The 22057-nt window shown below is 55.0% G+C and carries 13 protein-coding genes; 2 read left to right on the forward strand and 11 right to left on the reverse strand.

Annotation, left to right across the window (positions count from 1 at the left end; genetic code table 11):
* Nucleotides 1-14: 14 nt before the first annotated feature.
* From WH277_RS05915 to WH277_RS05935, 5 genes are all read right to left on the reverse strand, one after another.
* On the reverse strand, nt 15-2600 hold the full coding sequence (locus tag WH277_RS05915) for a TonB-dependent receptor plug domain-containing protein (RefSeq protein ID WP_339504964.1): 2586 nt from the start codon (nt 2598-2600) through the stop codon (nt 15-17).
* 96 nt (nt 2601-2696) lie between these two features.
* On the reverse strand, nt 2697-3614 hold the full coding sequence (locus WH277_RS05920; RefSeq protein WP_339504966.1) for a TonB family protein: 918 nt from the start codon (nt 3612-3614) through the stop codon (nt 2697-2699).
* Nucleotides 3615-4034: 420 nt separating this feature from the next.
* Entirely contained in the window at nt 4035-4469 is a 435-nt protein-coding gene (locus WH277_RS05925; RefSeq protein WP_159337959.1) for an RcnB family protein, read from the reverse strand.
* Between the two features lie 257 nt (nt 4470-4726).
* The gene (locus WH277_RS05930; protein ID WP_339504968.1) at nt 4727-6112 is read right to left on the reverse strand and encodes a DUF3999 family protein; all 1386 of its coding nucleotides are present in this window, start codon (nt 6110-6112) and stop codon (nt 4727-4729) included.
* The gene (locus WH277_RS05935; protein WP_339504970.1) at nt 6102-8780 is read right to left on the reverse strand and encodes a DUF2339 domain-containing protein; all 2679 of its coding nucleotides are present in this window, start codon (nt 8778-8780) and stop codon (nt 6102-6104) included. The genes WH277_RS05930 and WH277_RS05935 overlap by 11 nt, the downstream gene beginning before the upstream one ends.
* Nucleotides 8781-9077: 297 nt before the next feature.
* Here WH277_RS05935 and mutS point away from each other — a divergent pair, with 297 nt between their 5' ends.
* On the forward strand, nt 9078-11633 hold the full coding sequence (gene mutS, locus WH277_RS05940) for a DNA mismatch repair protein MutS (RefSeq protein ID WP_167863260.1): 2556 nt from the start codon (nt 9078-9080) through the stop codon (nt 11631-11633).
* Nucleotides 11634-11831: 198 nt separating this feature from the next.
* Here the strand turns inward: mutS and narI are convergent, their stop codons facing one another.
* The 5 genes from narI to WH277_RS05965 are packed head-to-tail and all read right to left on the reverse strand — an operon-like array spanning nt 11832 to nt 19966.
* Nucleotides 11832-12509 (reverse strand): respiratory nitrate reductase subunit gamma, encoded by a 678-nt coding sequence (narI, locus tag WH277_RS05945; protein WP_167863261.1) that lies wholly within the window; start codon nt 12507-12509, stop codon nt 11832-11834.
* Between the two features lie 3 nt (nt 12510-12512).
* Entirely contained in the window at nt 12513-13238 is a 726-nt protein-coding gene (narJ, locus tag WH277_RS05950; RefSeq protein WP_339504973.1) for a nitrate reductase molybdenum cofactor assembly chaperone, read from the reverse strand.
* The gene (gene narH / locus WH277_RS05955) at nt 13235-14782 is read right to left on the reverse strand and encodes a nitrate reductase subunit beta (protein WP_133846009.1); all 1548 of its coding nucleotides are present in this window, start codon (nt 14780-14782) and stop codon (nt 13235-13237) included. The genes narJ and narH overlap by 4 nt, the downstream gene beginning before the upstream one ends.
* Nucleotides 14779-18540 (reverse strand): nitrate reductase subunit alpha, encoded by a 3762-nt coding sequence (locus tag WH277_RS05960; protein WP_339504975.1) that lies wholly within the window; start codon nt 18538-18540, stop codon nt 14779-14781. The genes narH and WH277_RS05960 overlap by 4 nt, the downstream gene beginning before the upstream one ends.
* Before the next feature lie 37 nt (nt 18541-18577).
* Complete coding sequence (locus WH277_RS05965) at nt 18578-19966, reverse strand: NarK family nitrate/nitrite MFS transporter (RefSeq protein ID WP_133846011.1); 1389 nt, start codon at nt 19964-19966, stop codon at nt 18578-18580.
* Between the two features lie 329 nt (nt 19967-20295).
* Between WH277_RS05965 and narL the strand changes: the two genes are divergently transcribed.
* Complete coding sequence (gene narL / locus WH277_RS05970) at nt 20296-20967, forward strand: two-component system response regulator NarL (protein WP_133846012.1); 672 nt, start codon at nt 20296-20298, stop codon at nt 20965-20967.
* 92 nt (nt 20968-21059) lie between these two features.
* Here narL and rpoS read toward each other — a convergent pair whose 3' ends face one another.
* A complete protein-coding gene (rpoS, locus tag WH277_RS05975; RefSeq protein ID WP_133846013.1) occupies nt 21060-22052 on the reverse strand; it encodes an RNA polymerase sigma factor RpoS in 993 nt (330 codons plus the stop codon).
* Nucleotides 22053-22057 lie beyond the last annotated feature (5 nt).

Here is a 22057-nt window from a genome sequence, read left to right on the forward strand (position 1 = left end):
GCCCTGGTGAGGAGTTACCAGTTGTACGCCACGCCCAGCCAGAACTGCCGCCCGGTTTTGTAGGTCACCGTTTTGCTGTTGCCTGAAGCCGTGGTTTGTGAGGTTTCAATCACGTTATCCAGCACGTTGATCACGTCCAGCGTCAGATCCACGCTCTGATCTTTGTACAGCGGCTGGGTGTAGTTAAAGCGCCAGTCGTAAGTGAAGTAATCTTTGTATTTGGTTTTCTGGTATTCAGTGGCACTCCCCTCGTAGCTACCGCAGGCGCTGTTCGCATCCGGGCAACTGACTGTCACGGTGGTGTAACCGTTATAGCCAGCGGTATAGCCAAAATTCTGATTCCAGTTCAGGCGTAGCGCCGGGAAATAGGTGTTGAGGTTAACGAAGGCGTTCCACGGCGTGTTGAAGTCCAGCGCATCCATTTCGCTTCTTTCCATCAGGCGGCCATCAAAGATCACTTTCTTTTCATCATCCTCGCCACTGCCTGAATCGTAGTAAGCCTGGGCACTGGATTTATTGTTCACATAGCTGGCGCCGAGTGACCAGCTCAGGTCGGCCCAGGCAAAGTGGGTCGGGCTGATCGGTTCCGCGGTGAGGGAGAAAGTGCTGCCCTGGGTTTTGGCGTTGTTATCCAGCACGTAGTAACGCTTGCCTTCATCATTGGTAATCGTTTTACGGCCAAACTGGTCCTGCCCGCTGCGCCCGGTCCATTTCACCGTCAGCAGCGTATCCGCCACGCGCTGGGAAACGCCGAGCGACAGCTCATCGCTGTACGGCGTTTTCAAATCGGAGATATCGTAATCAATGGATGCGGTACGCACCTCACCGTCAGTCCAGGCGGCACCAGCATTGTTACGGGTGCGGATAATATTGGAACTGATCCCCGAACGAAGTTTATAGGCCAGCAGGTTCTGCCCGTAGTAGCGGTTCGCCCCACCGAATACGCGGGTGGTACGGTCACCGAACACGTCATAGGAGGCAGCAAAGCGCGGGGCCAGCGTCAGGTTTTTCAGGAAGTCGTCATACTGCGCCCGCACACCCGGCGTCACTTCCAGGTTGCCGAAGTTCATACTGTCCTGCAGATAGACCGCATAGTTGGTGTAGTTGCCTTCCACTTCGCGGGCAGGATAGAGCGTCATGCTTTTAAAATATTGTTCACCATCAATACAATAGGGATCGCCCGACTGACAAACTGTACTGGTACTGATAGTCGCAGTGCCACGGTTCGAACCGACATCGTTAAAACGCTTATAACGTGCACTGTAGATATCGACCTGCCAACCGAGATCAACCTGATGTTGTAAGCCAGCCAGATTAAACGGATTAAGTTCATAGTCCTGTTTCAGCGTTGTGGTCCGTTTTTCCGTAGCATAGGTACCGTAACCACCAATGATGGCATTTTGCCAACGTGTACCAGGGGCCGTACTCACCCAGTCGATAGCATCAGAAACAAAATTCAGAGTCTTATCGGAATAGCGCCATGTCAGCTGGTTATCAGACTCATGTTCAATCTTATTTTCTTCAAATTGGTAGCCCGCCAGACTGGTTACCTTTCCCCAGTCAGCATTATGTTCCCATTCCATATTGGCGCGGTAGCCACCACCGGTGTTGGTATAATCTCCATTTTTCACGTCTTTTTTTAAATATTTAGACTCATGCGGCGCATACATTCCGGTCAGGCGGAACATATCGCCGTTATCGGCCAGATAGGTCCCTTTCAGTAAATAGGTTTCGGCCAGGCGTTCCTGATCGTGCCACTCGTCCAGGTAAGCATGATAATTCGGGATCGTCGACTTCTGACGGTTATAGGCAAAAATAAACCCGGCCTTATCGCTTAATGGCTGATTGGCGCTAAAGGAGTAAAATTCTTTTTTAAACTTCGGCTGCTGCGTCAGCTTGGTTGCCAGTTCAAAGTCCTCGACCTCGCTGGCGTCAATATGGTATCGCGTCCAGCTGTCGCGCGTGGTGCGGTAAGAAATTTTCCCGGAGGCCTTTTCTAAATTGGGGTCTTTTAAACGTGCATCCACCACGCCGCCGGTAAAGTCACCGTATTTTGCCGACACGTTGCTGTCGAACACTTCCAGCTGCTCCACCAGTTCGGAGTTAATCCAGAACGACTGCGTACCGCCTGCAGGCAGGTCGGTGGGGCTGTAACCGTCGGGCGTGTTGCTCAACTCACCGCCGTTCGCACCGGGATTGATGGTGTTATTATTCGATAACCCATCAATCATAAAGTTGTTGTTATAAAACTTCTCACCGTGGAATGAAACATTCTCCGGGGCCAGTTCGCCGGGGGTATTACTGCTGTCCGTGGTATTAGAGAAGCGCACATTGGGATTGTGCTTCAGCAATTCGGTAATACTGCCGTTGGCGGTGGGAAACTGCTTAATCTGCTCTGCCGTCAGAATTTGCGTGCCCATCGACTGGCTGGTTGGCGTGGAGCGCACCAGAATCGTATCTTCTGTCTCTGTTGCGTCCTGTTCCTGCTGTGTCTCTTTTTTGCTGCTGGTTTGCTGCTGCGTCAGGCTATCGCCCTGCTGCGCCCAGGTGGCGGCAGGCAATAACGAAACGGCCATTATCAGGCCAAGTTTTTTATTCACGTATTTCCCCAGAGATAAATAAACCCGTCATACCTCAAGCCTCCATATAATGGCTCGAATTATTTTGGGTACAGGCTACATAATGAAAATGGTTATTTAATTTTCCAGCGCAACCTGGCCGTTTAATTTAAAAAAAATGGTGACCGTTTGATCGTTCACTTCCGCCTGGGTCTGATAACGCCAGCGGGACATATCTTTGGCGATCGCGGCGGCAAATACGCCGGTCGGTGTTTCGGACAATATGCGCACATCGGTAATCGTACCACTGGCGGTAATATTGAATTTCACTCTGACGCGCCCTTCCACGCCCATCGCTTTAGCACGCTGCGGGTAATTCACCCGGCGATGTAAGGCTTTAACATTCTGAGTTGCGCTGCTTCCCGCCCCCACCTGCGCACGGCCGCTGTTGCTGCTGCCGGTTCTCGCTGCGCTGACACTGCTGGCGGCCCCTGCGGCCGTATCCGTCTGCGCCGTCTTCTCGCCGGACGTATCTGTCGCTGTCGCGATCGGTGCCTGAACCGGTTTAACCGTCTGCGGCGGGTTCTGTGGCTGGCTTTCTACGCGCCGCACGGGTGGAGCTTCGCGAACAGACTTCTGCTGCGGCGTTTCCACTTTCCGTGGCGCACTCTCACGTTTTTTCTCATTAGCCGCAGGCAGTTTAATCACTGCGTCAGGCTGGGCTAACGCAGGCATTTTGATCGCCCGGGAAGGCAATTCCGTCTCTGTTTTTTCCTGCGGCGCAGGCTCCGTCAGCGGTTCAGCGGTCGGGGCCACGGGCAATCTGTGGCTGGCCACGGGCAATCTGTGGCTGGCCACGCTAACCATCGTCATTGCCACCACGCCGCCTTCAGCACCAGCCATTAATAACGCAGGCACATTATCGTTACGCAAAAAACCGGCAATCAGCGCCAGATGCAGCAGTAGCGACACCACGACAAACACCGGCATACGCCAGGCATGCCGCGCCGTAAAAGGGGGCATGACGTTTGCGGTAATGGACTGTGGGTGACTCACTGCGCCTTTCTCCTGATCGCCTGCATCCGCCAGACAAATGACCTGGGTCAGGTGAAGCGCGGATCTGATAAACAAATCAGGCGACACCCGAAGCAGACCTGCCTCTGCGCTGACTCATAAGAGTGCAAGTAAGATCAATAAGTTATTAATCGTAATGTTAATGATAATTATTTTACAGATCATAATGATTATCAATTAATATTTACATCTCACTCGAAGTGCATGACAAAAAACACGTTAAAAACGAGAGTAATAATCACACAGGTTATTGAATAAGAAAGGAAAGAAGTAATACTTAAAGATATGTCAATTTACGTCAGCGAGGAGTGAGACAAGAGTGGCACCTTCAGTACCACTCAACGTCAGGGGACGAACAGATGTTATCGTCCCGCCAGGGCTGGCGGGAGTCAGGGGAAACAATTAGCGCTTATAATAAATCTCACCCTGTTTCGCCTGCAGGATTTTTCCTTCCGCGTTGGTGATCAACACGTAGTTGCCGCCCATATAAGTCCAGTGGCTATCGGCTTCCGGTGCTGGCAGGTGGCGCACCTTCCACTGAACGATTTCATATTGTTTAGTGCGGTAGACTTCAGGCACCACATCACCAATAGCAAAACGCTTAAAATCAGCAAAGAAGTATTGCAGATCGTAAGGGTCGTTCGGGTTCGTTTGTGGGGCGGTAGCCGGTGGATCCTGCGACAACGAGTTCTGGCTTTCCGGGGTTTGAACGGCAGGTGCCTGTACTTCAGGGGCCGCTTCTGCACTCTGCTCACCTTCCGCCCAGGCGGCAGGGACGCTGGATAACGCCGCAGCCGAGAACAGCGCAGAACACAGTACCACTTTCAACTTACGCATACTTTCTCCAAAAATTAGGCTATCTGGCAGCGATCAGCTGCGAAATCAACAAATATAAATATGGCGATAATCCATCATCAGCCGGTCCCATCAATGCCCGATAATACTTAGAGATCCCCGCAGCAAGATGGTTCCGACACAGTTACTTGCGATAATAATGTGATGTCGGTCAGACACCGCAGAAATTATTGTTAAGAAACATGACCTGACCTGTTTCCGGGCCCCGTCATGCCGCTGCCCTGATACGCCCCGGCAGACTATTTCGGCTGGCGCTGCACCTCGCGCCAGACCTTCAATGCCAGCATCACCAGGCCACCTGCGCCAATAACTAACAGCGCCCAGAGCAGCCCTTTCTTCCACAGTTCGCTTTTCTCTGCCCCGGCAGTGGCGGTTAATCGTTCCCGTCCCCCAAGGGTTTGTATTGATGACGTGGTTCCGGCATCAGGCAGAACCAGCCAACGATTGGTTTCCGGTGGGATCAGCGTATCCAGACTTATCGCCTGCGCTGCGGCAATCTTATTGCCCCACACCAGCATAAACGGTGGACTGCCCTGAGCATTAAACACCAGCTTTCGCACCTCGCGCTCCCCACTGACCAGCGGTGGCATCCCGCTCCACTGCTGGTTAATGCCTTTAACCCGGATCGCCTGAATCAGCTCCCCCTGCAGCACCAGCGGCACGGAGGCGCTTTCCCCCAGGCTGTAAACCACCTGTTTGCCCAGCGGATGCCAGCTGTCCTGCGCGCTGCTGCGGTAATCAATTTCCAGCGGTAACACCGCATTACTCTGGGCAGGTTTAATACTCACCCGGCTGAACGGCTGCGGCGATGACCAGCTGTATTCGGCTTCACTCTCTGACAGCGTTTTTACTGTCGGCGCCAGGGTCACGTAGTGCGAGCGTGGTAACGGGTTGGTCGACTTCTCAATCCCGGTGATAGCGCTGAGGTCGAGATTCGCGGGCTGCGCATCGTCTTTAAACACCAACATCAGGTAGCGCGCACGCGGGGTACGGCGGTCATAAGGCAGGTCGATGGTATCCAGCAACAGCCGATCGCTGCCAGAGGTGAGATCCATCAACGGCGCATCGTCGTTCAACGTATCCCAGCTTTTCAGATCCTGACTGTAAAGCACGCTGACCCGCGCCTGCCAGTTCTGCGGCAAACGCGTCCAGGTCAGTTTCAACCCACTTAGCCTCGGATAGAAGTCTTCCCCCTCCTGCGGCACTTCCAGCAACAAACTGCGTCCTGAGGATTTTTCGCCCTCTGTGGGCAGCGTCACCTCAATCCCATTGGCTGCTTTCACTGTGATCTGCGACTGACCGCTGGCTCCACGCTGCGGATTATCCAGCGGGAAGACGCGGAGCGGCCAGGTCTGACTCTGCGTCTCATGGGTCTCTGTCGAATAGAGAGCAAACGGCACCGTCACACCCTGGCTGTTAAACACCCGCAGGTCGCGCATATCGGGCCAGGCCGTTTGCTGGTACACATCGCCAGGCAATGCGACTTTGAAGAACGGCTCAGAGCCCTGGGTGGTCAGCGGCAGACCATAAGCATAATCCTTCGGCTCTTCGCCCGTCTTCGCGCTCACGCTGGCTGACAGGCACAGTGCGGCCAACAACAGTCCGTGACTCAACTTACTCTTCATGTTTTCCCTCATTGACTGTCACAGCATCCTCTTTATGTCCGGTTTTCGGTGGCAGGGGTGAAAAATACCCGGCAATCAGCACCAGGATTGCCACACCGATAAAGCCCACTGCACGCGCCAGGCCACCGCCATGCGCACTGTCGACCAGAATTAATTTAATAATTACCACACCCAGCAGACCTGCTCCGCCAAACCAACCCTGGCGATCACGGCATCGCGTTGACCACAGCATGATCATCAGTGCTGTCAGCATCCACAGCAGCGCAAAGGTGGTCTGCACCAGACGCGATGACCATAGTGCTTCTGCCTGCCACGCAATAGCACCGTAGTGAGCCAGCAAACGCATCACCAGACCATTGCCCCACCAGAACAGCAGGGCTACCGCGCACACACGCAAAGCGAAATCACACCACGGAAGCACAGCGGCAAAACGGTCTCGCAGCAGCCCGCCCCACAGTAAAAGTGCGAATATCAGCACCAGTGCGCCCTCTTCCAGTGGGTTGAGCAGGGGCAGATAGTGCCAGTCAATCATAACGCCGTCATGCAGGTTACCCAGCAGCAGCAATAACAGCGCACAGGGTGCCAGCGGCAGCAGCCCCAACGTGCTATATAAACGTTGATGAGCCGCAAACGGCCAGAGCCCCCGGCGTAGCGCCCACAGCATCAGCAGAATAATCCCGGCGATAAATACCATCAGTACAGCAATACGCCATTCATCCATGCCCCACGGCAGCTTATCCGTGATACGCCAGACCTCTATCCCTGTCGTCAGCAGCATCCAGAACAGCGATAAATGCAACCCCTGTTCCAGCATCAGAGGTTTCAGTCTGCCTTCTTCCCGCTTCAACAGTGCGTAAGCCACACTCAGCACTGGCAGCCAGACCAGATTGAGCCAACCTGCCGCCAGCAGGGAGTTATCGATCACCTGTTGATAAAGCACGACCAGCAGCATAGCCAGCCACAATAGCCACGGCATGTAACCCAGTTCAGGCCAGGCAAAACGTCGGCTGGCCAGATGCCAGGCAACGGCGGACAGGGCAATAAGCCCCAGTAGCGGGAACAGGAAGTCATCATCCGGGACAGGTGTGGCTGCCAGCCCACCGATCAGTGCCGCCAGCCACCAGAGAATGCCGCCGCACAGCAGCACGCGCGACACCACGTTGTTAGCGTTACGCCACAGCCAGGCCCCACCGAGCCAGGTCAGAGCCAGTACGGCAAATATCAGACTGAAGGAGAAAGCATAGATGCCATTGAAGCAGGCCATCAGCGCGGAACCCAGAGCCAGCAGCAGCAATCCGGTACCACTGTAGCTGACACGTGACTGGCGCTGCGACTGCCCCAGCCAAAGGATACCCAGCCCTTCCAGCGCCCAGGCCATTGACGTCCATTGTGCAGAGAGTGCCAGCGGGATCGCCAGGGTGGTGAACACGCCTCCTAACGCCAGCCCGGCAACGGCCAGCTGCCGCCCCAGCGCAGGATAGCGGCGCAACGCGACACAGGCCAAAAGCAAATAAGCCAGACCAAAGCCCAGCGCGGAGAAGGCCGGACCAAACGCCCAGTGCTGCGTTATGTGGTACTGCATGCCAAAGCCGACCAGTGGCGGCCCGAACAGCAGTATGCCATCGATCACCTTCTCGCCTTTCACCTGTCCGCGCAGCGATAACCCCAGAGCCAACACGCCGAAAATCACCATATTGGCGATCAGGAACAGCTGGCAGCTCAGGTAAAATTCTGGCTGATAATCCTTCAGGCCCCACAATCCCGCCACGCCAAAGGAGAAGGCAAAGCCCCGCAGATTAAGCGGCCGCCAGGGCTGCCAGACGGTGATCGCCAGAATCCCCAGCGACAGTAGCAGGTAATAGGAGAACAGCGCGATATGACTGCCGCCGCCGGTAGACAGCAGCAGGGGAGAAAGATAACCGCCGATACTGGCCAGCATTGCCAGACTGAGGGCGCGTTGCAGTACGGCCAGGCCCACGCTGGCGGCACAGATCACCAGCATCAGGGCAAAGGCCAGCAAATGGGGTAGCAAGGCATACAACCGGAAGGCACCAAACACCGTAATATAAAGTGCTCCCACCGCCCCGCCCTGCAGGATCAACGCGTAGAGTGACTGTTTTGTCCTGAGCCGCCAACCCAGCCCCAGCATCGCCAGGCTGGCCAGCGCGGCACCCGCCAGGCGCAACTCGATGGGCAGCATATCGCGCTCAACCGAATATTTGAGCAGATAGGCCAAACCGAAGAACATCAACAGCACGCCCAGTTTCGCCAGCGGGTTGCCTTTCATAAACCAGGCCAGCAGGCCGGAAAGCAGGCCCGAGACCCTATCAGGCTGCTTATCATGCGGTTGAGGCTGAACGCGAACCGGAGTGACAGAGGGGGTTTTCGTGTTCTGCACGGCGACAGTAGGGGCTTCTTGCCGGAGGCGTTCCTCGCCCGCCCTGGCCGATGCCTCCGTCGGCACCACCCGTTTCGGTGCCTCATCGACGGAGGTTTCACCCCGCTGCCATTTCGCCAGCTTCTGCTGTAACTGGGTGACCGTCTGTTTGAGTTGCACCAGCTCACGCTCATTACGTTTGCTGCGCGACAGTGAAATCATCACCATTATTGGCAGTACGACTACGGTGAATACAGCAACCAGCCCGGCAAAGAGCAGAAGCTCATCCATGACACCATCCCATGTGTGAAATAATAGTTACATTCTGACATGAAAAAGAAGAAGTCATGCAATAAATCAATGCGCCTTTTCCTGCGCAGTTTGCGGGATGCTTTCAATTTTTACCTGTGACAGCGCGTGACCCGCTGGGATAATATAGTCACATTACATATCCTGATGCCTGTCATGCCGTCATGTGCGCGTAAGACCCGGTTTTCACCCCTATCAGCCATCTCCTTGCCAGGATGCTTCATCATAGTTACTGTTTGATATGGCAAGGATTTTCAATGGATTGGAGCATTCCACCTGATGAACAACACCGAAAATTTATCCTCGCACACGCCGATGATGCAGCAGTATCTTCGCCTCAAGGCTGACCATCCGGAGATTCTGCTGTTCTATCGTATGGGCGACTTCTACGAACTGTTCTATGACGATGCAAAACGCGCCTCTCAGCTGCTGGAAATCTCCCTGACCAAACGAGGTGCCTCGGCCGGTGAACCGATCCCGATGGCGGGCGTGCCTTATCATTCACTGGAAAACTACCTGGCGAAGCTGGTACAGCTGGGCGAATCGGTGGCGATTTGCGAACAGATCGGTGATCCGGCATTAAGCAAAGGTCCGGTTGAGCGTAAAGTGGTGCGCATTGTCACCCCTGGCACCATCAGCGACGAAGCCCTGCTGAATGAACGTCAGGACAACCTGCTCGCGGCGATCTGGCAAAGCCAGCGCGGCTTTGGTTATGCCACACTCGATATCAGCTCCGGCCGTTTCCGCCTGGCTGAACCAACCGATCTTGAAACCATGGCAGCCGAACTGCAACGTACCAACCCGGCAGAGCTGCTGTACCCGGAAGACTTCGCCGCGATGGCGTTGATTGAAAACCGTCGTGGCCTGCGCCGTCGTCCGCTGTGGGAATATGAGCTGGACACCGCGCGCCAGCAGCTGAATCTGCAGTTCGCCACCCGCGATCTCAGCGGCTTTGGCGTCGAACAGGCGTATCATGCCCTGCGCGCCGCGGGCTGCCTGTTGCAGTACGTCAAAGATACTCAGCGCACCTCGCTGCCGCATATCCGCGCGTTGACGATGGAGCGCCAGCAGGATGGCATTATTATGGATGCCGCCACCCGCCGTAATCTGGAGATCACTCAGAACCTCTCGGGGGGCATTGAGAACACCCTCGCCTCGGTGTTGGATAAAACCGTGACGCCGATGGGCAGCCGTATGCTGAAACGCTGGCTGCATATGCCGGTGCGCGATACCCAGATCATTAGCCAACGCCAGCAGAGCATCAGTGCGTTGCAGGATCGCCATGAGGGCCTGACGCCATTGCTGCGTCAGGTCGGCGATCTCGAGCGAATTCTGGCGCGTCTGGCACTGCGCACGGCACGTCCACGCGACCTGGCGCGTATGCGCCACGCTTTCCAGCAATTACCTTTACTGAACCGCGAGTTGGAAAATACCGAGATTGCGCACCTGCAAACCCTGCGTGGTCAAATGGGTGAATTTACCGAACTGCGCGAGCTGCTGGAACGCGCCATTATTGAGGCACCGCCTGTGCTGGTGCGCGATGGCGGTGTGATTGCCCCCGGCTACAATGACGAACTGGACGAATGGCGTGCGCTGGCAGACGGTGCGACCGACTATCTGGATCGTCTGGAGATCCGCGAACGCGAAAAACTGGGGCTGGATACGCTGAAGGTCGGCTTTAATGGCGTTCACGGCTATTACATCCAGGTCAGTCGCGGACAGAGTCATCTGGTACCTATCCACTATGTACGCCGTCAGACGCTGAAAAATGCCGAACGCTACATTATTCCTGAGCTGAAAGAATATGAAGATAAGGTGCTGACCTCCAAAGGGAAGGCGCTGTCGCTGGAGAAAGCGTTATACGACCAGCTGCTCGATATGCTGCTGCCGCATCTGGAAGCCCTGCAGGACAGTGCGGCTGCGCTGGCCGAACTGGATGTGTTAAGTAACCTGGCAGAACGCGCCTGGACGTTGAACTACAGCTGCCCGACTCTGACTGATAAACCGGGGATTAAACTGACTGGCGGCCGTCATCCGGTGGTGGAACAGGTCCTGAAAGAGCCGTTTATCGCCAACCCACTGTCGCTCTCTCCTCAGCGTCGCATGCTGGTGGTAACCGGGCCTAACATGGGCGGTAAAAGTACCTATATGCGTCAGGCCGCGCTGATCACCCTGATGGCATACATCGGCAGCTTTGTGCCTGCAACCCAGGCCGTGATTGGCCCGGTGGACCGTATATTTACCCGCGTCGGTGCAGCCGACGATCTGGCTTCAGGCCGTTCAACCTTTATGGTCGAGATGACGGAAACCGCCAATATCCTGCATAACGCCACCGAATTCAGCCTGGTATTGATGGATGAGATTGGGCGCGGAACCTCAACCTATGATGGTCTGTCACTGGCCTGGGCCTGTGCCGAAAGTCTGGCCAGCCGCATCAAGGCGATGACGTTGTTTGCCACTCACTATTTCGAACTGACCACACTGCCGGAACAGATTGAAGGCGTGGCGAACGTGCATCTGGATGCCGTGGAACATGGCGATACCATCGCCTTTATGCACAGCGTGCAGGAGGGGGCAGCCAGTAAAAGTTACGGGCTCGCCGTCGCTGCACTGGCCGGTGTGCCGAAAGAGGTGATTAAACGTGCGCGCCAGAAACTGAAAGAGCTGGAAGCGTTATCAGGCAGCGCAGCAGCGACGAAAGCGGACGGATCGCAGCTTCCGTTGCTGGTGGAGGAGACTTCACCGGCATTAGAAGCCCTTGAAGCGCTGGACCCGGATTCACTCTCACCGCGCCAGGCGCTGGAGTGGATCTATCGGTTGAAGTCTCTGGTGTAACACAGCCAGGGGGGGGTCCTCCCCCCCCCCTACGCTAATATCAAAGGTATATCGTAGGAGCGGACATGGCCCGCCCCTACGCCAATATCAAAGGTATATCGTTGTAGCGGGTCATGGCCCGCCCCTACGCCAATATCAAAGGTATATCGTAGGGGCCAGGCATGCCTGGCCCTCGGATGGTGAATTGCACTGAGATCATCAGCGACGGTTACGCACCAGTTGGTAGCGGCGCGTAAGGTATTCAACTGGCGCACTCCAGATATGCACCAGACGGCAGAACGGGAACAGTAAGAACAGCGTCATTCCCAGTACCATATGCAGACGGAAAATTACCGCCACACCATCAAGATGGTGTGATGCCCCGCCCTGGAACGTCACGATACTCTGCGCCCAGCTTGTCAGCTTCAGCATCTCGCTGCCGTCCATATGCTGAGCCGAGAAGTGAATGGTGGTCAGCCCCAGAAACGCCTGCAGCACCAGCAGCATCATGATCATAATATCAGCAGCACTACTGGTGGCACGGACCCGCGCATCGGTCAGACGGCGTTTAAGCAACAATCCCCCGCCAATCAGCGTCATCGCACCAAAAATCCCACCCGCAATCATCGCCAGCAACTGTTTATGCGCCGCGGACAGAAAAGGCTCGTAGACCCAGTGTGGGGTCAGCAGGCCCACGAAATGCCCCAGCAGGATCCCGATAATCCCCACGTGAAACAGGTTCGATGCCAGCCTCATTCCTTTCTTACTTAACATCTGGCTGGAGCCTGCGCGCCAGCTGTATTGCCCGTAGTCGTAACGCAGCCAGCTACCCACCAGAAATACGGTCCCGGCGAGATAAGGATAAATATCAAAGAAGAACTGATTTAAAAATGCCATGATTTACTCTCCTCTCGCCGTCTGGCTTGACGCTGAAATATCGAGGTACTGTGGCATCACTGCCGCAGAAGAACGCGGTTGCTGTGCAGGTTCGCAGCCACTACCGCCCGGATTCATCTGAGCGATAAACGCCACCTGCTCCTCTTCCCATACGGCATCCAGCGCAGCGGGCGTATCATCGCGCGCTTCCTGAGCCACCTGCTCCTGGAGCAATGCAGGGTTCGCACTGCTGCCAGACAGCGCCAGCAGTAGCGAAAACAGCGGCGCAAAATCACTCTGTCGCTCCTCCAGTCTTGCCGCCAGCAGCGCCAGAATCGGCGCGACATCCTGAAGGCCTCGCCGGATGCGAGCCCGATCTCCTTGCGCCAGATATTCCAGGTACAGCGGTAAAAAGTCCGGTAACTCTTTCGCATTCAGCTCCAGTCCATCAGCACGGTATTGCGCCAACAGATCCACCATTGCCTGGCCGCGATCGCGCGATTCGCCGTGCACATGTTCAAACAGCAGCAGCGATGTCGCCCGGCCACGATCAAACAGCTCGCAGTACTCTGCCTGCCTGTCCAGCAGTGGCCGGGAGGCTGATTTCTGGATCAGACTGACCAACAACGTCTGCTGCTCAGCATCCAGTTCTTCCGCCTGTGCCAGGGCGGCAAGCACCTCATCCTGGTGGTCGAGAAAGTCCTGCTGTGGGTAATCAAGCAAACGGGCAATAATACGCAGAGCGATCATGATTTGTTCTCCGCGTCATAAGGGGTTTTCTTCGATACATCGATCGCATCAATACGGCGGCTGTTAAACAGGTTAAATTTAACGTCACTGCCGTGGCAGCCATCACCAAAACTAAAACCGCAACCTTTGCTTTCCGGGAACGCCTCACGCGCCATTTCGCGATGACTGCTCGGGATGACAAAGCGGTCTTCGTAGTTGGCAATCGCCAGATAGCGATACATTTCCTGCGCCTGTGCTTCCGTCAGACCCACCTGCTCCAGCGCACGGACATCATGAACGCCGTCAACGGTTTCTGCGCGCTTGTAGTGACGCATCGCCATCAGGCGATTGAGTGCCTGCAGTACCGGTGCAGTGTCTCCGGCCGTCAGCAGATTAGCGAGGTACTGCACCGGAATACGCAGGCTCTCCACGTCCGGCAGTACACCGCTGTGCGCCAGCATTCCGGCATCCGATACCGACTGAATCGGTGACAGCGGCGGGACGTACCACACCATCGGTAACGTGCGATATTCAGGATGCAGCGGCAGCGCCAGCTTCCAGTCCATCGCCATTTTGTACACCGGGGACTGTTGCGCCGCATCGATGACATTTTGGGGAACGCCATCTTTCAGCGCCTGAGCAATCACTGCCGGATCGTGGGGATCGAGGAACACATCCAGCTGACTTTGGTAGAGATCTTTTTCGTTCTCTACCGCAGCAGCCTGCTCAATACGGTCAGCGTCATACAGCAGCACACCGAGATAGCGAATACGGCCGACGCAGGTTTCCGAGCACACGGTCGGCTGGCCGGATTCGATACGCGGATAGCAGAAAATGCATTTTTCCGACTTGCCACTTTTCCAGTTGAAGTAGATCTTTTTGTAAGGGCAGCCGGTAATGCACATGCGCCAGCCGCGACACTTATCCTGGTCGATCAGCACGATGCCATCTTCCTCACGCTTATAGATCGCTCCACTCGGACAGGTTGCCACACAGGTCGGATTCAGACAGTGCTCACACAATCGTGGCAGATACATCATGAAGGTGTTTTCGAACTGTCCGTACATCTCCTTCTGCATGTTGTCGAAGTTTTTATCCTCTGAGCGTTTTGAAAATTCGCCGCCGAGGATCTCCTCCCAGTTCGGGCCATTTTCGATCTTCTTCATGCGTTTGCCGGTGATCAGCGATCGCGGGCGGGCAATCGGCTGATGTTTCCCGGCAGGGGCGTTGTGCAGATGCTGATAATCAAAGTCGAACGGCTCGTAATAATCATCCAGCCCTGGGACATCAGGGTTGGCAAAGATTTTCGCCAGCACGCCCACACGGTTTCCCATACGTGGCACCAGCCTGCCGTTGATCTTACGGATCCACCCCCCCTTCCATTTTTCCTGATCCTCCCAGGCATGAGGGAAGCCCACACCCGGTTTGCTTTCAACGTTATTGAACCAGGCATATTCCATACCTTCACGGCTGGTCCAGACGTTTTTACAGGTCACCGAACAGGTGTGACAGCCAATACATTTGTCGAGATTGAGCACCATCCCGACCTGAGAACGAATTTTCATTGGCCTGCCTCCTGCTGACTACCCTGGCAATCATCGTTGCCTTCACCATCTAACCAGTTAATCTGATTCATTTTTCTCACAATCACGAACTCGTCCCGGTTGGAACCGACGGTGCCGTAATAGTTAAAGCTGTAAGCCAGTTGCGCATAGCCACCAATCATATGAGTCGGTTTAGGGCACACGCGCGTGACGGAGTTATGGATACCACCGCGCTGGCTGGTGATCTCCGACCCGGGAATATTCACGATGCGTTCCTGAGCGTGATACATCATGGTCATGCCCGCCGGGACGCGCTGGCTGACAACCGCACGGGCGGTCAGTGCGCCGTTGGCGTTAAACGCCTCGATCCAGTCGTTATCGACGATCCCCAGCGCCTGCGCATCCTCCTCACTCATCCAGACAATCGGCCCGCCGCGAGACAGCGTCAGCATCAACAGGTTGTCGCTGTACGTGGAGTGAATGCCCCATTTCTGGTGCGGCGTCAGGAAGTTCAGCGCTCTTTCCGGGTTACCGTTCGGCTTTTTGTTCAGCAGCGGCTGCACCGTGCGGGTATCAATCGGCGGACGATAGACCAGCAGGCTTTCACCAAAGTCACGCATCCACTGATGATCCTGATACAGCTGCTGGCGGCCACTTAGGGTACGCCACGGGATCAGTTCATGGACGTTGGTATAGCCAGCGTTATAAGAGACGTGTTCATCTTCCAGGCCTGACCAGGTCGGGCTGGAGATAATTTTGCGCGGCTGCGCCTGAATATCGCGGAAGCGGATCTTTTCATCTTCTTTATTCAGCGCCAGATGGGTGTGATCGCGTCCGGTAAACTCGCCCAGTGCCTGCCAGGCTTTTACCGCAACCTGACCATTGGTTTCCGGTGCCAGCGACAGGATGACCTCGGCAGCATCAATCGCGCTGTTGATGTTCGGACGGCCGGCTGCCGGACCTTCTGCCTTGACGTAGTTGAGTTTTTTCAGGAAATCGACTTCCGTCTGGGTATTCCAACTGATGCCTTTACCGCCATTGCCCAGCGTATCCAACAGCGGGCCCAGCGAGGTAAAGCGTTCCCAGGTCGCCGGATAGTCGCGCTCGACGGTGACAATATGGGGTGCGGTTTTCCCAGGGATCAGATCGCACTCGCCCCGGTGCCAGTCCTGTACCCCCAACGGCTGCGCCAGTTCCGCAGCCGAGTCATGCTGAATCGGTTGGAGCACCACATCGGTTTCTTTACCCAGATGACCGATGCAAAGTTCAGAGAAAGTTTTGGCAATGCCTTTGTAGATCTCCCAGTCACTGCGGGATTCCCAGGCCGGATCGACCGCCGCCGACAGGGGATGAATAAACGGATGCATATCCGAAGTATTCATATCGTCTTTTTCATACCAGGTGGCGGTTGGCAGAACAATATCGGAATAGAGGCAGGTGCTGGACATACGGAAATCGAGGGTCACCACCAGATCGAGTTTACCTGTGCCCGGATTATCCTGCCACTCAACTTCCTGCGGTTTGACGGCCCCCTGCGCACCCAGGTCGCTCCCCTGAATACCATTTTCCGTCCCCAGCAGATATTTCAGCAGGTACTCATGCCCCTTACCGGATGACCCCAGCAGGTTGGATCGCCAGACAAACAGGTTACGCGGGAAATTCTGCTCATTATCTGGCTGTTCAGCGGCAAAGCGCAGGCTACCCTCTTTCAAACCGTCGACGGTGAAATCCAGCAGTGTTTTACCTGCAGCCTGTGCCTGCGCAGCAAGGCGCAGCGGATTGGTATTTAATTGCGGGGCGGAAGGCAGCCAGCCCATGCGTTCGGAACGCACGTTAAAGTCAATCAGGCTGCCGCCGTAGCGCGATTTATCGGCCAGCGGTGACAGCAACTCATCAGTGCGCAATGTTTCATAGCGCCACTGGCTGGAGTGGTTGTAGAAGAATGAGGTGCCGTTCATCTGGCGCGGTGGACGCTGCCAGTCAAGGCCGAAGGCCAGCGGCAACCAGCCCGTTTGCGGACGGAGCTTCTCCTGACCAACATAGTGCGCCCAACCGCCGCCGCTCTGCCCCACGCAGCCACAGAACACCAGCATATTGATCAAACCCCGGTAGTTCATGTCCATGTGATACCAGTGGTTCAGGCCGGCACCAACGATAATCATCGAACGTCCACGGGTTTTTTCGGCGGTTTCTGCAAATTCACGCGCTATACGCACAATATTCTGGCGGGATACGCCAGTGATCTGTTCTGCCCAGGCCGGGGAATATGCTTTCACTTCGTCATAGCTGGCGGCACAGTTAGCATCATCCAGCCCGCGATCTACGCCGTAGTTTGCCAGCGTCAGATCATACACGCTGGTGACAAGGGCACTCGATCCATCGGCCAGTTGCAGCCGTTTTACCGGCAGCCTGTGCAGCAGAATTTCATCCAACTGCACGCGGTTGAAATTCGGGTTATCTATTGCACCAAAGTAAGGGAAGCCGACATCGACCAGCTCGTCATACTGGCCCAGCAGGCTCAGTTGCAGCTCCACTTCCTGCTGGTTTTTACCTTCACGCTGCTCAAGGTTCCATTTGCCTTTCTCACCCCAGCGGAAACCAATTGACCCCTGCGGGGCCACCAGTTCACCGTTTTTCTGGTTAATGGCGATGGTTTTCCACTGCGGGTTATTCTCCTGCCCCAACCCGTCCACCAGATCGCTGGCGCGCAGCATACGTCCGGCTGCGTAAAAGCCGCCTTCGCGCTCCTCCAGCAGCACCAGCATCGGCATATCGCTGTACTGGCGCACATAGTTGCGAAAATACTCCACCTCACGCTGCTGGTGGAACTCGGTCAGGATCACATGACCGAACGCCAGCGCCAGCGCGCTGTCAGTACCCTGCTTCGGGCTCAACCAGTGATCGCACAGCTTGGCAATTTCGGCGTAGTCCGGGGTGATCGCAACGGTTTTGGTGCCTTTATAGCGGACTTCGGTAAAGAAGTGTGCATCCGGGGTTCGCGTCTGCGGCACGTTACTGCCCCAGGCAAGAATATACGCAGAGTTATACCAGTCAGCCGACTCGGGAACATCGGTCTGCTCACCCCACGTCATGGGTGATGCGGGTGGCAGGTCGCAGTACCAGTCATAAAAGCTCAGACAGATGCCGCCAATCAGTGAGAGATAGCGTGAACCGGCCGCATAGGACACCATCGACATCGCCGGAATAGGCGAGAACCCGATAATACGGTCAGGCCCGAACGCTTTAGCCGTATAGATATTGGCGGCGGCAATCAGTTCATTCACTTCTTGCCAGTCGGCACGAACAAAACCGCCGCGCCCACGAGCCTCTTTATAGCTTTTTGCCTGCTCCGTATTTTCCACAATCGACTGCCAGGCGAGGACCGGGTCACTGTGCTGCGCTTTTGCCGCGCGCCAAAGACTGACCAGGCGTTTGCGCACCAGCGGGTATTTCAGGCGGTTGGCGCTGTACAGATACCAGGAGTAACTGGCACCACGCGGACAACCGCGCGGCTCGTGGTTAGGCAGGTCGGGTCGGGTACGCGGGTAGTCCGTTTGCTGGGTTTCCCAGGTCACCAGACCATTTTTGACATAGATCTTCCAGCTGCACGAACCGGTGCAGTTCACACCGTGAGTAGAGCGGACGATTTTGTCATGCTGCCAGCGGCTGCGGTAACCATCCTCCCAGTCACGGTTGGTGTTCAGTGTTTGCCCGTGCTGGCCGGAGAACGGCTCACCCAACTGTTTAAAATAACGTAACCGATCAAGAAACTTGCTCATTCGACATGCTCCAAAAACACTAAAAGGATGCTCGCGTTTATTTCGTTTTTTTACGGCCGTAAACCAGCCAGGTAATCGCGATACAGATCAGATAAAACACCAGGAACACCTTCATCGCTCCGGCGGGTGAACCGCTGAGTGACAGTGACATTCCGAAAGTTTGCGGGATAAAGAACCCACCCAGTGCGCCAATTGCCGAGATAAAACCGAGTGCGGCACTGGTATCGGTAACGGCTTCGTGCTGGGCGGCTTCATCGCTTCCGCCTGCTGCCTTAACCCGATCAATGGTGATTTTGCGGAAGATGACGGCAATCATCTGGAAGGTGGAACCACTCCCCAGGCCCGCCGCGAAGAACAGCACCATAAACACGCCATAAAAGGCGATAAATGAACCTGACTGGCCTTCACCCGGAAGCGTCAGGAACAGCAGTGCGGTAAATACCGCCATCAGAATGAAGGTGAACAGCGATACCCGCACGCCACCAAGGCGATCGGAGACGATGCCACCCGCAGAGCGTGCCAGTGCCCCAATAAAGGGACCAAAGAAGGCGTAATGCATGATGACCACATCGGGGAATTGTGTTTTGGACAGCATGGCAAAACCGGCAGAGAAACCGATAAACGATCCGAACGTTGCAAGGTACAACAGCGACAGAATCCACAGATGCCCGCGTTTCAGCACGGGCAGTTGCTGGCGCAGAGAACTTTTCGCCGCAGCCAGATCGTTCATACCAAACCAGGCGGCGAACGTGGCGATGAGCAAGAACGGCACCCACATCCAGGCCGCATTTTCTAACCACAGCCCATTTTCTGCATGAGAAGACGGGCCGCTAAACCAGCTAAACAAGGCTACCGAGATAGCGATGGGCGCAAACAACTGCATCACGCTGACACCCAGGTTACCTAACCCGCCATTAATGCCCAGCGCGGCACCCTGACGGGCCTTCGGGAAGAAGAAGCTGATGTTGCCCATGCTGGAAGCGAAGTTAGCCCCGGCAAAACCGCACAGCAGAGAGATCACCACAAATACGGCAAAGGGCGTGGCTGGGTTTTGCACGGCAAAACCCAGCCAGATGCAGGGCACCAGCATTAGAGCAGTGCTGAACGCCGTCCAGCGACGGCCACCAAATACCGGGACCACAAACGAATAGGGGACTCGCAGCAGCGCACCGGAAACCGACGGCAGCGCGGTCAGCAGGAACAGTTGATCGGTAGTGAAGTTGAAACCGACTTTATTGAGATTGACTGCAACGGTGCTAAACAGCATCCAGACGCAGAAGGCGAGTAACAGGCAGAACACAGAAATCCACAAATTGCGGCTGGCAATCCGTTTACCAGTTTGTTGCCAGAAAACGACGTTCTCAGGCTGCCAGTCCTGAATAAGCGCACGATTTTCCGTCCCTGGCGATGCGTTAATTTTCGACATAATTTTCTCACTGACTGTGTATTTATCAGCCTATCCTGGGCATCTCAGGCATTGTTTAAATTGACGTGTATCAATCAGGTTGCAGGTGAGAACATGCCCATGCAGAGGGAGTATGTCGTTTAATGTGGAGGGGGTAGGATATTAAGATGAATATAATCAGTTAGTTAATATCATTATGTTGTTTTATTTGCTGAACCACCAAAATACAGATATTTAGTATTACCACAAAATAGGTATGGGAATAGAAGGGCCAATCGGTGACAATCCTCCGCTGCCACTTCATCTGAAGAGATAGCATTCCGCGAATCGGCCACCAGCAGGAAGACAGGATGACAACCCAGCTTACGCAATTGCTCTCCAACAAACCCGCCAGTGTATTATTGATCGACGATCATCCGATGATCCGTAACGGGCTTAAGCAACTTATCGGTCTCGATTCACGTCTGTGCGTAGTAGGGGAAGCCAGTAACGGGGCGGATGGTGTGGCGCTGGCAGAACAGCTTGAAGCGGATTTGATCCTGCTCGATCTGAATATGCCCGGCATGAATGGTCTGGACACACTGGAACAGCTGCGGGCTATTGATGCCTGCGGTCACATTGTGGTTTTCAGCGTGTCAGATTATGAAGATGATGTGATCAATGCATTGAAACGTGGGGCTGATGGCTACCTGTTGAAAGATATGGAGCCTGAAAGCCTGTTGGAGTGCCTGCATCGGGCTGCTGCCGGGGAGCTGGTATTGAGTCATACCCTGCCCTCTTTGCTGGCCGCCAGTCTTCGCCAGCAACGCGCCCCACCACTGGCCGAAAAACCGGACTTCACCACACGCGAGCGCGATGTTCTCCGGTTAATCGCCCAGGGCATGAGTAATAAGCTGATTGCCCGCAGACTGGGGATCAGTGAAAGTACTGTGAAGGTGCATGTCAAACATCTGTTGAAAAAACTGAATATGAAATCCCGCGTCGAGGCCGCCGTCTGGGCACTTCAATGCGGAGAGGTGTGAGATAACCTGCAGGCAAAAAAAAACGGTGACCGAAGTCACCGTTTCTCGCATTACTTTATTCATCAGGTGGTTGCGCAACCTGTCCCGCTTAATTATTCACGAAACAGGGCTTCAATGTTCAGCCCCTGAGCCTGCAGGATCTCACGCAGGCGGCGTAAACCTTCAACCTGAATCTGGCGTACACGCTCGCGGGTCAATCCAATTTCACGACCCACATCTTCCAGTGTTGCCGCTTCATAGCCCAACAGGCCGAAACGACGTGCCAGCACTTCACGCTGCTTGGCGTTCAGTTCGAACAACCATTTAACGATGCTTTGTTTCATATCATCGTCCTGCGTGGTGTCTTCCGGGCCGTTCTCTTTCTCATCGGCCAGGATGTCCAGCAGCGCTTTTTCAGAATCACCGCCCAGAGGCGTATCAACTGAGGTAATGCGTTCGTTGAGACGCAGCATCCGGCTGACATCATCAACAGGTTTATCTAACTTCTCGGCAATCTCTTCCGCACTTGGCTCATGGTCGAGCTTATGGGAAAGTTCACGCGCGGTACGCAGATAAACATTCAATTCTTTCACGATATGAATCGGCAGGCGGATAGTACGGGTTTGATTCATTATCGCCCGTTCAATCGTCTGACGAATCCACCATGTGGCATACGTTGAGAAGCGGAAGCCTCTTTCCGGGTCAAACTTCTCTACGGCGCGGATCAGACCGAGGTTACCTTCTTCAATCAAGTCCAGCAGTGCCAGACCACGATTGCTGTAGCGACGGGCGATCTTCACCACCAGACGCAGGTTACTTTCGATCATGCGACGACGAGAAGGAATGTCACCACGGAGTGCACGACGAGCGAAGAACACTTCTTCCTCTGCCGTAAGCAACGGAGAATAACCAATCTCTCCTAAGTAGAGCTGCGTTGCATCCAGTACGCGCTGGGTTGCGCCCTGTGATAACAGCTCTTCTTCTGCTAAGTCGTTATCACCAGGTTCATTTCCGACAAGTGCCTTCTCGTCAAAAACCTCAGCTCCGTTTTCGTCGAATTCCGCGTCTTCATTTAACTCGTTAACTTTCAGCGTATTCTGGCTCATAAGCG

This window comes from Erwinia sp. MYb416 (assembly GCF_037479575.1).
In the GTDB taxonomy this organism is placed as follows: domain Bacteria; phylum Pseudomonadota; class Gammaproteobacteria; order Enterobacterales; family Enterobacteriaceae; genus Erwinia; species Erwinia rhapontici.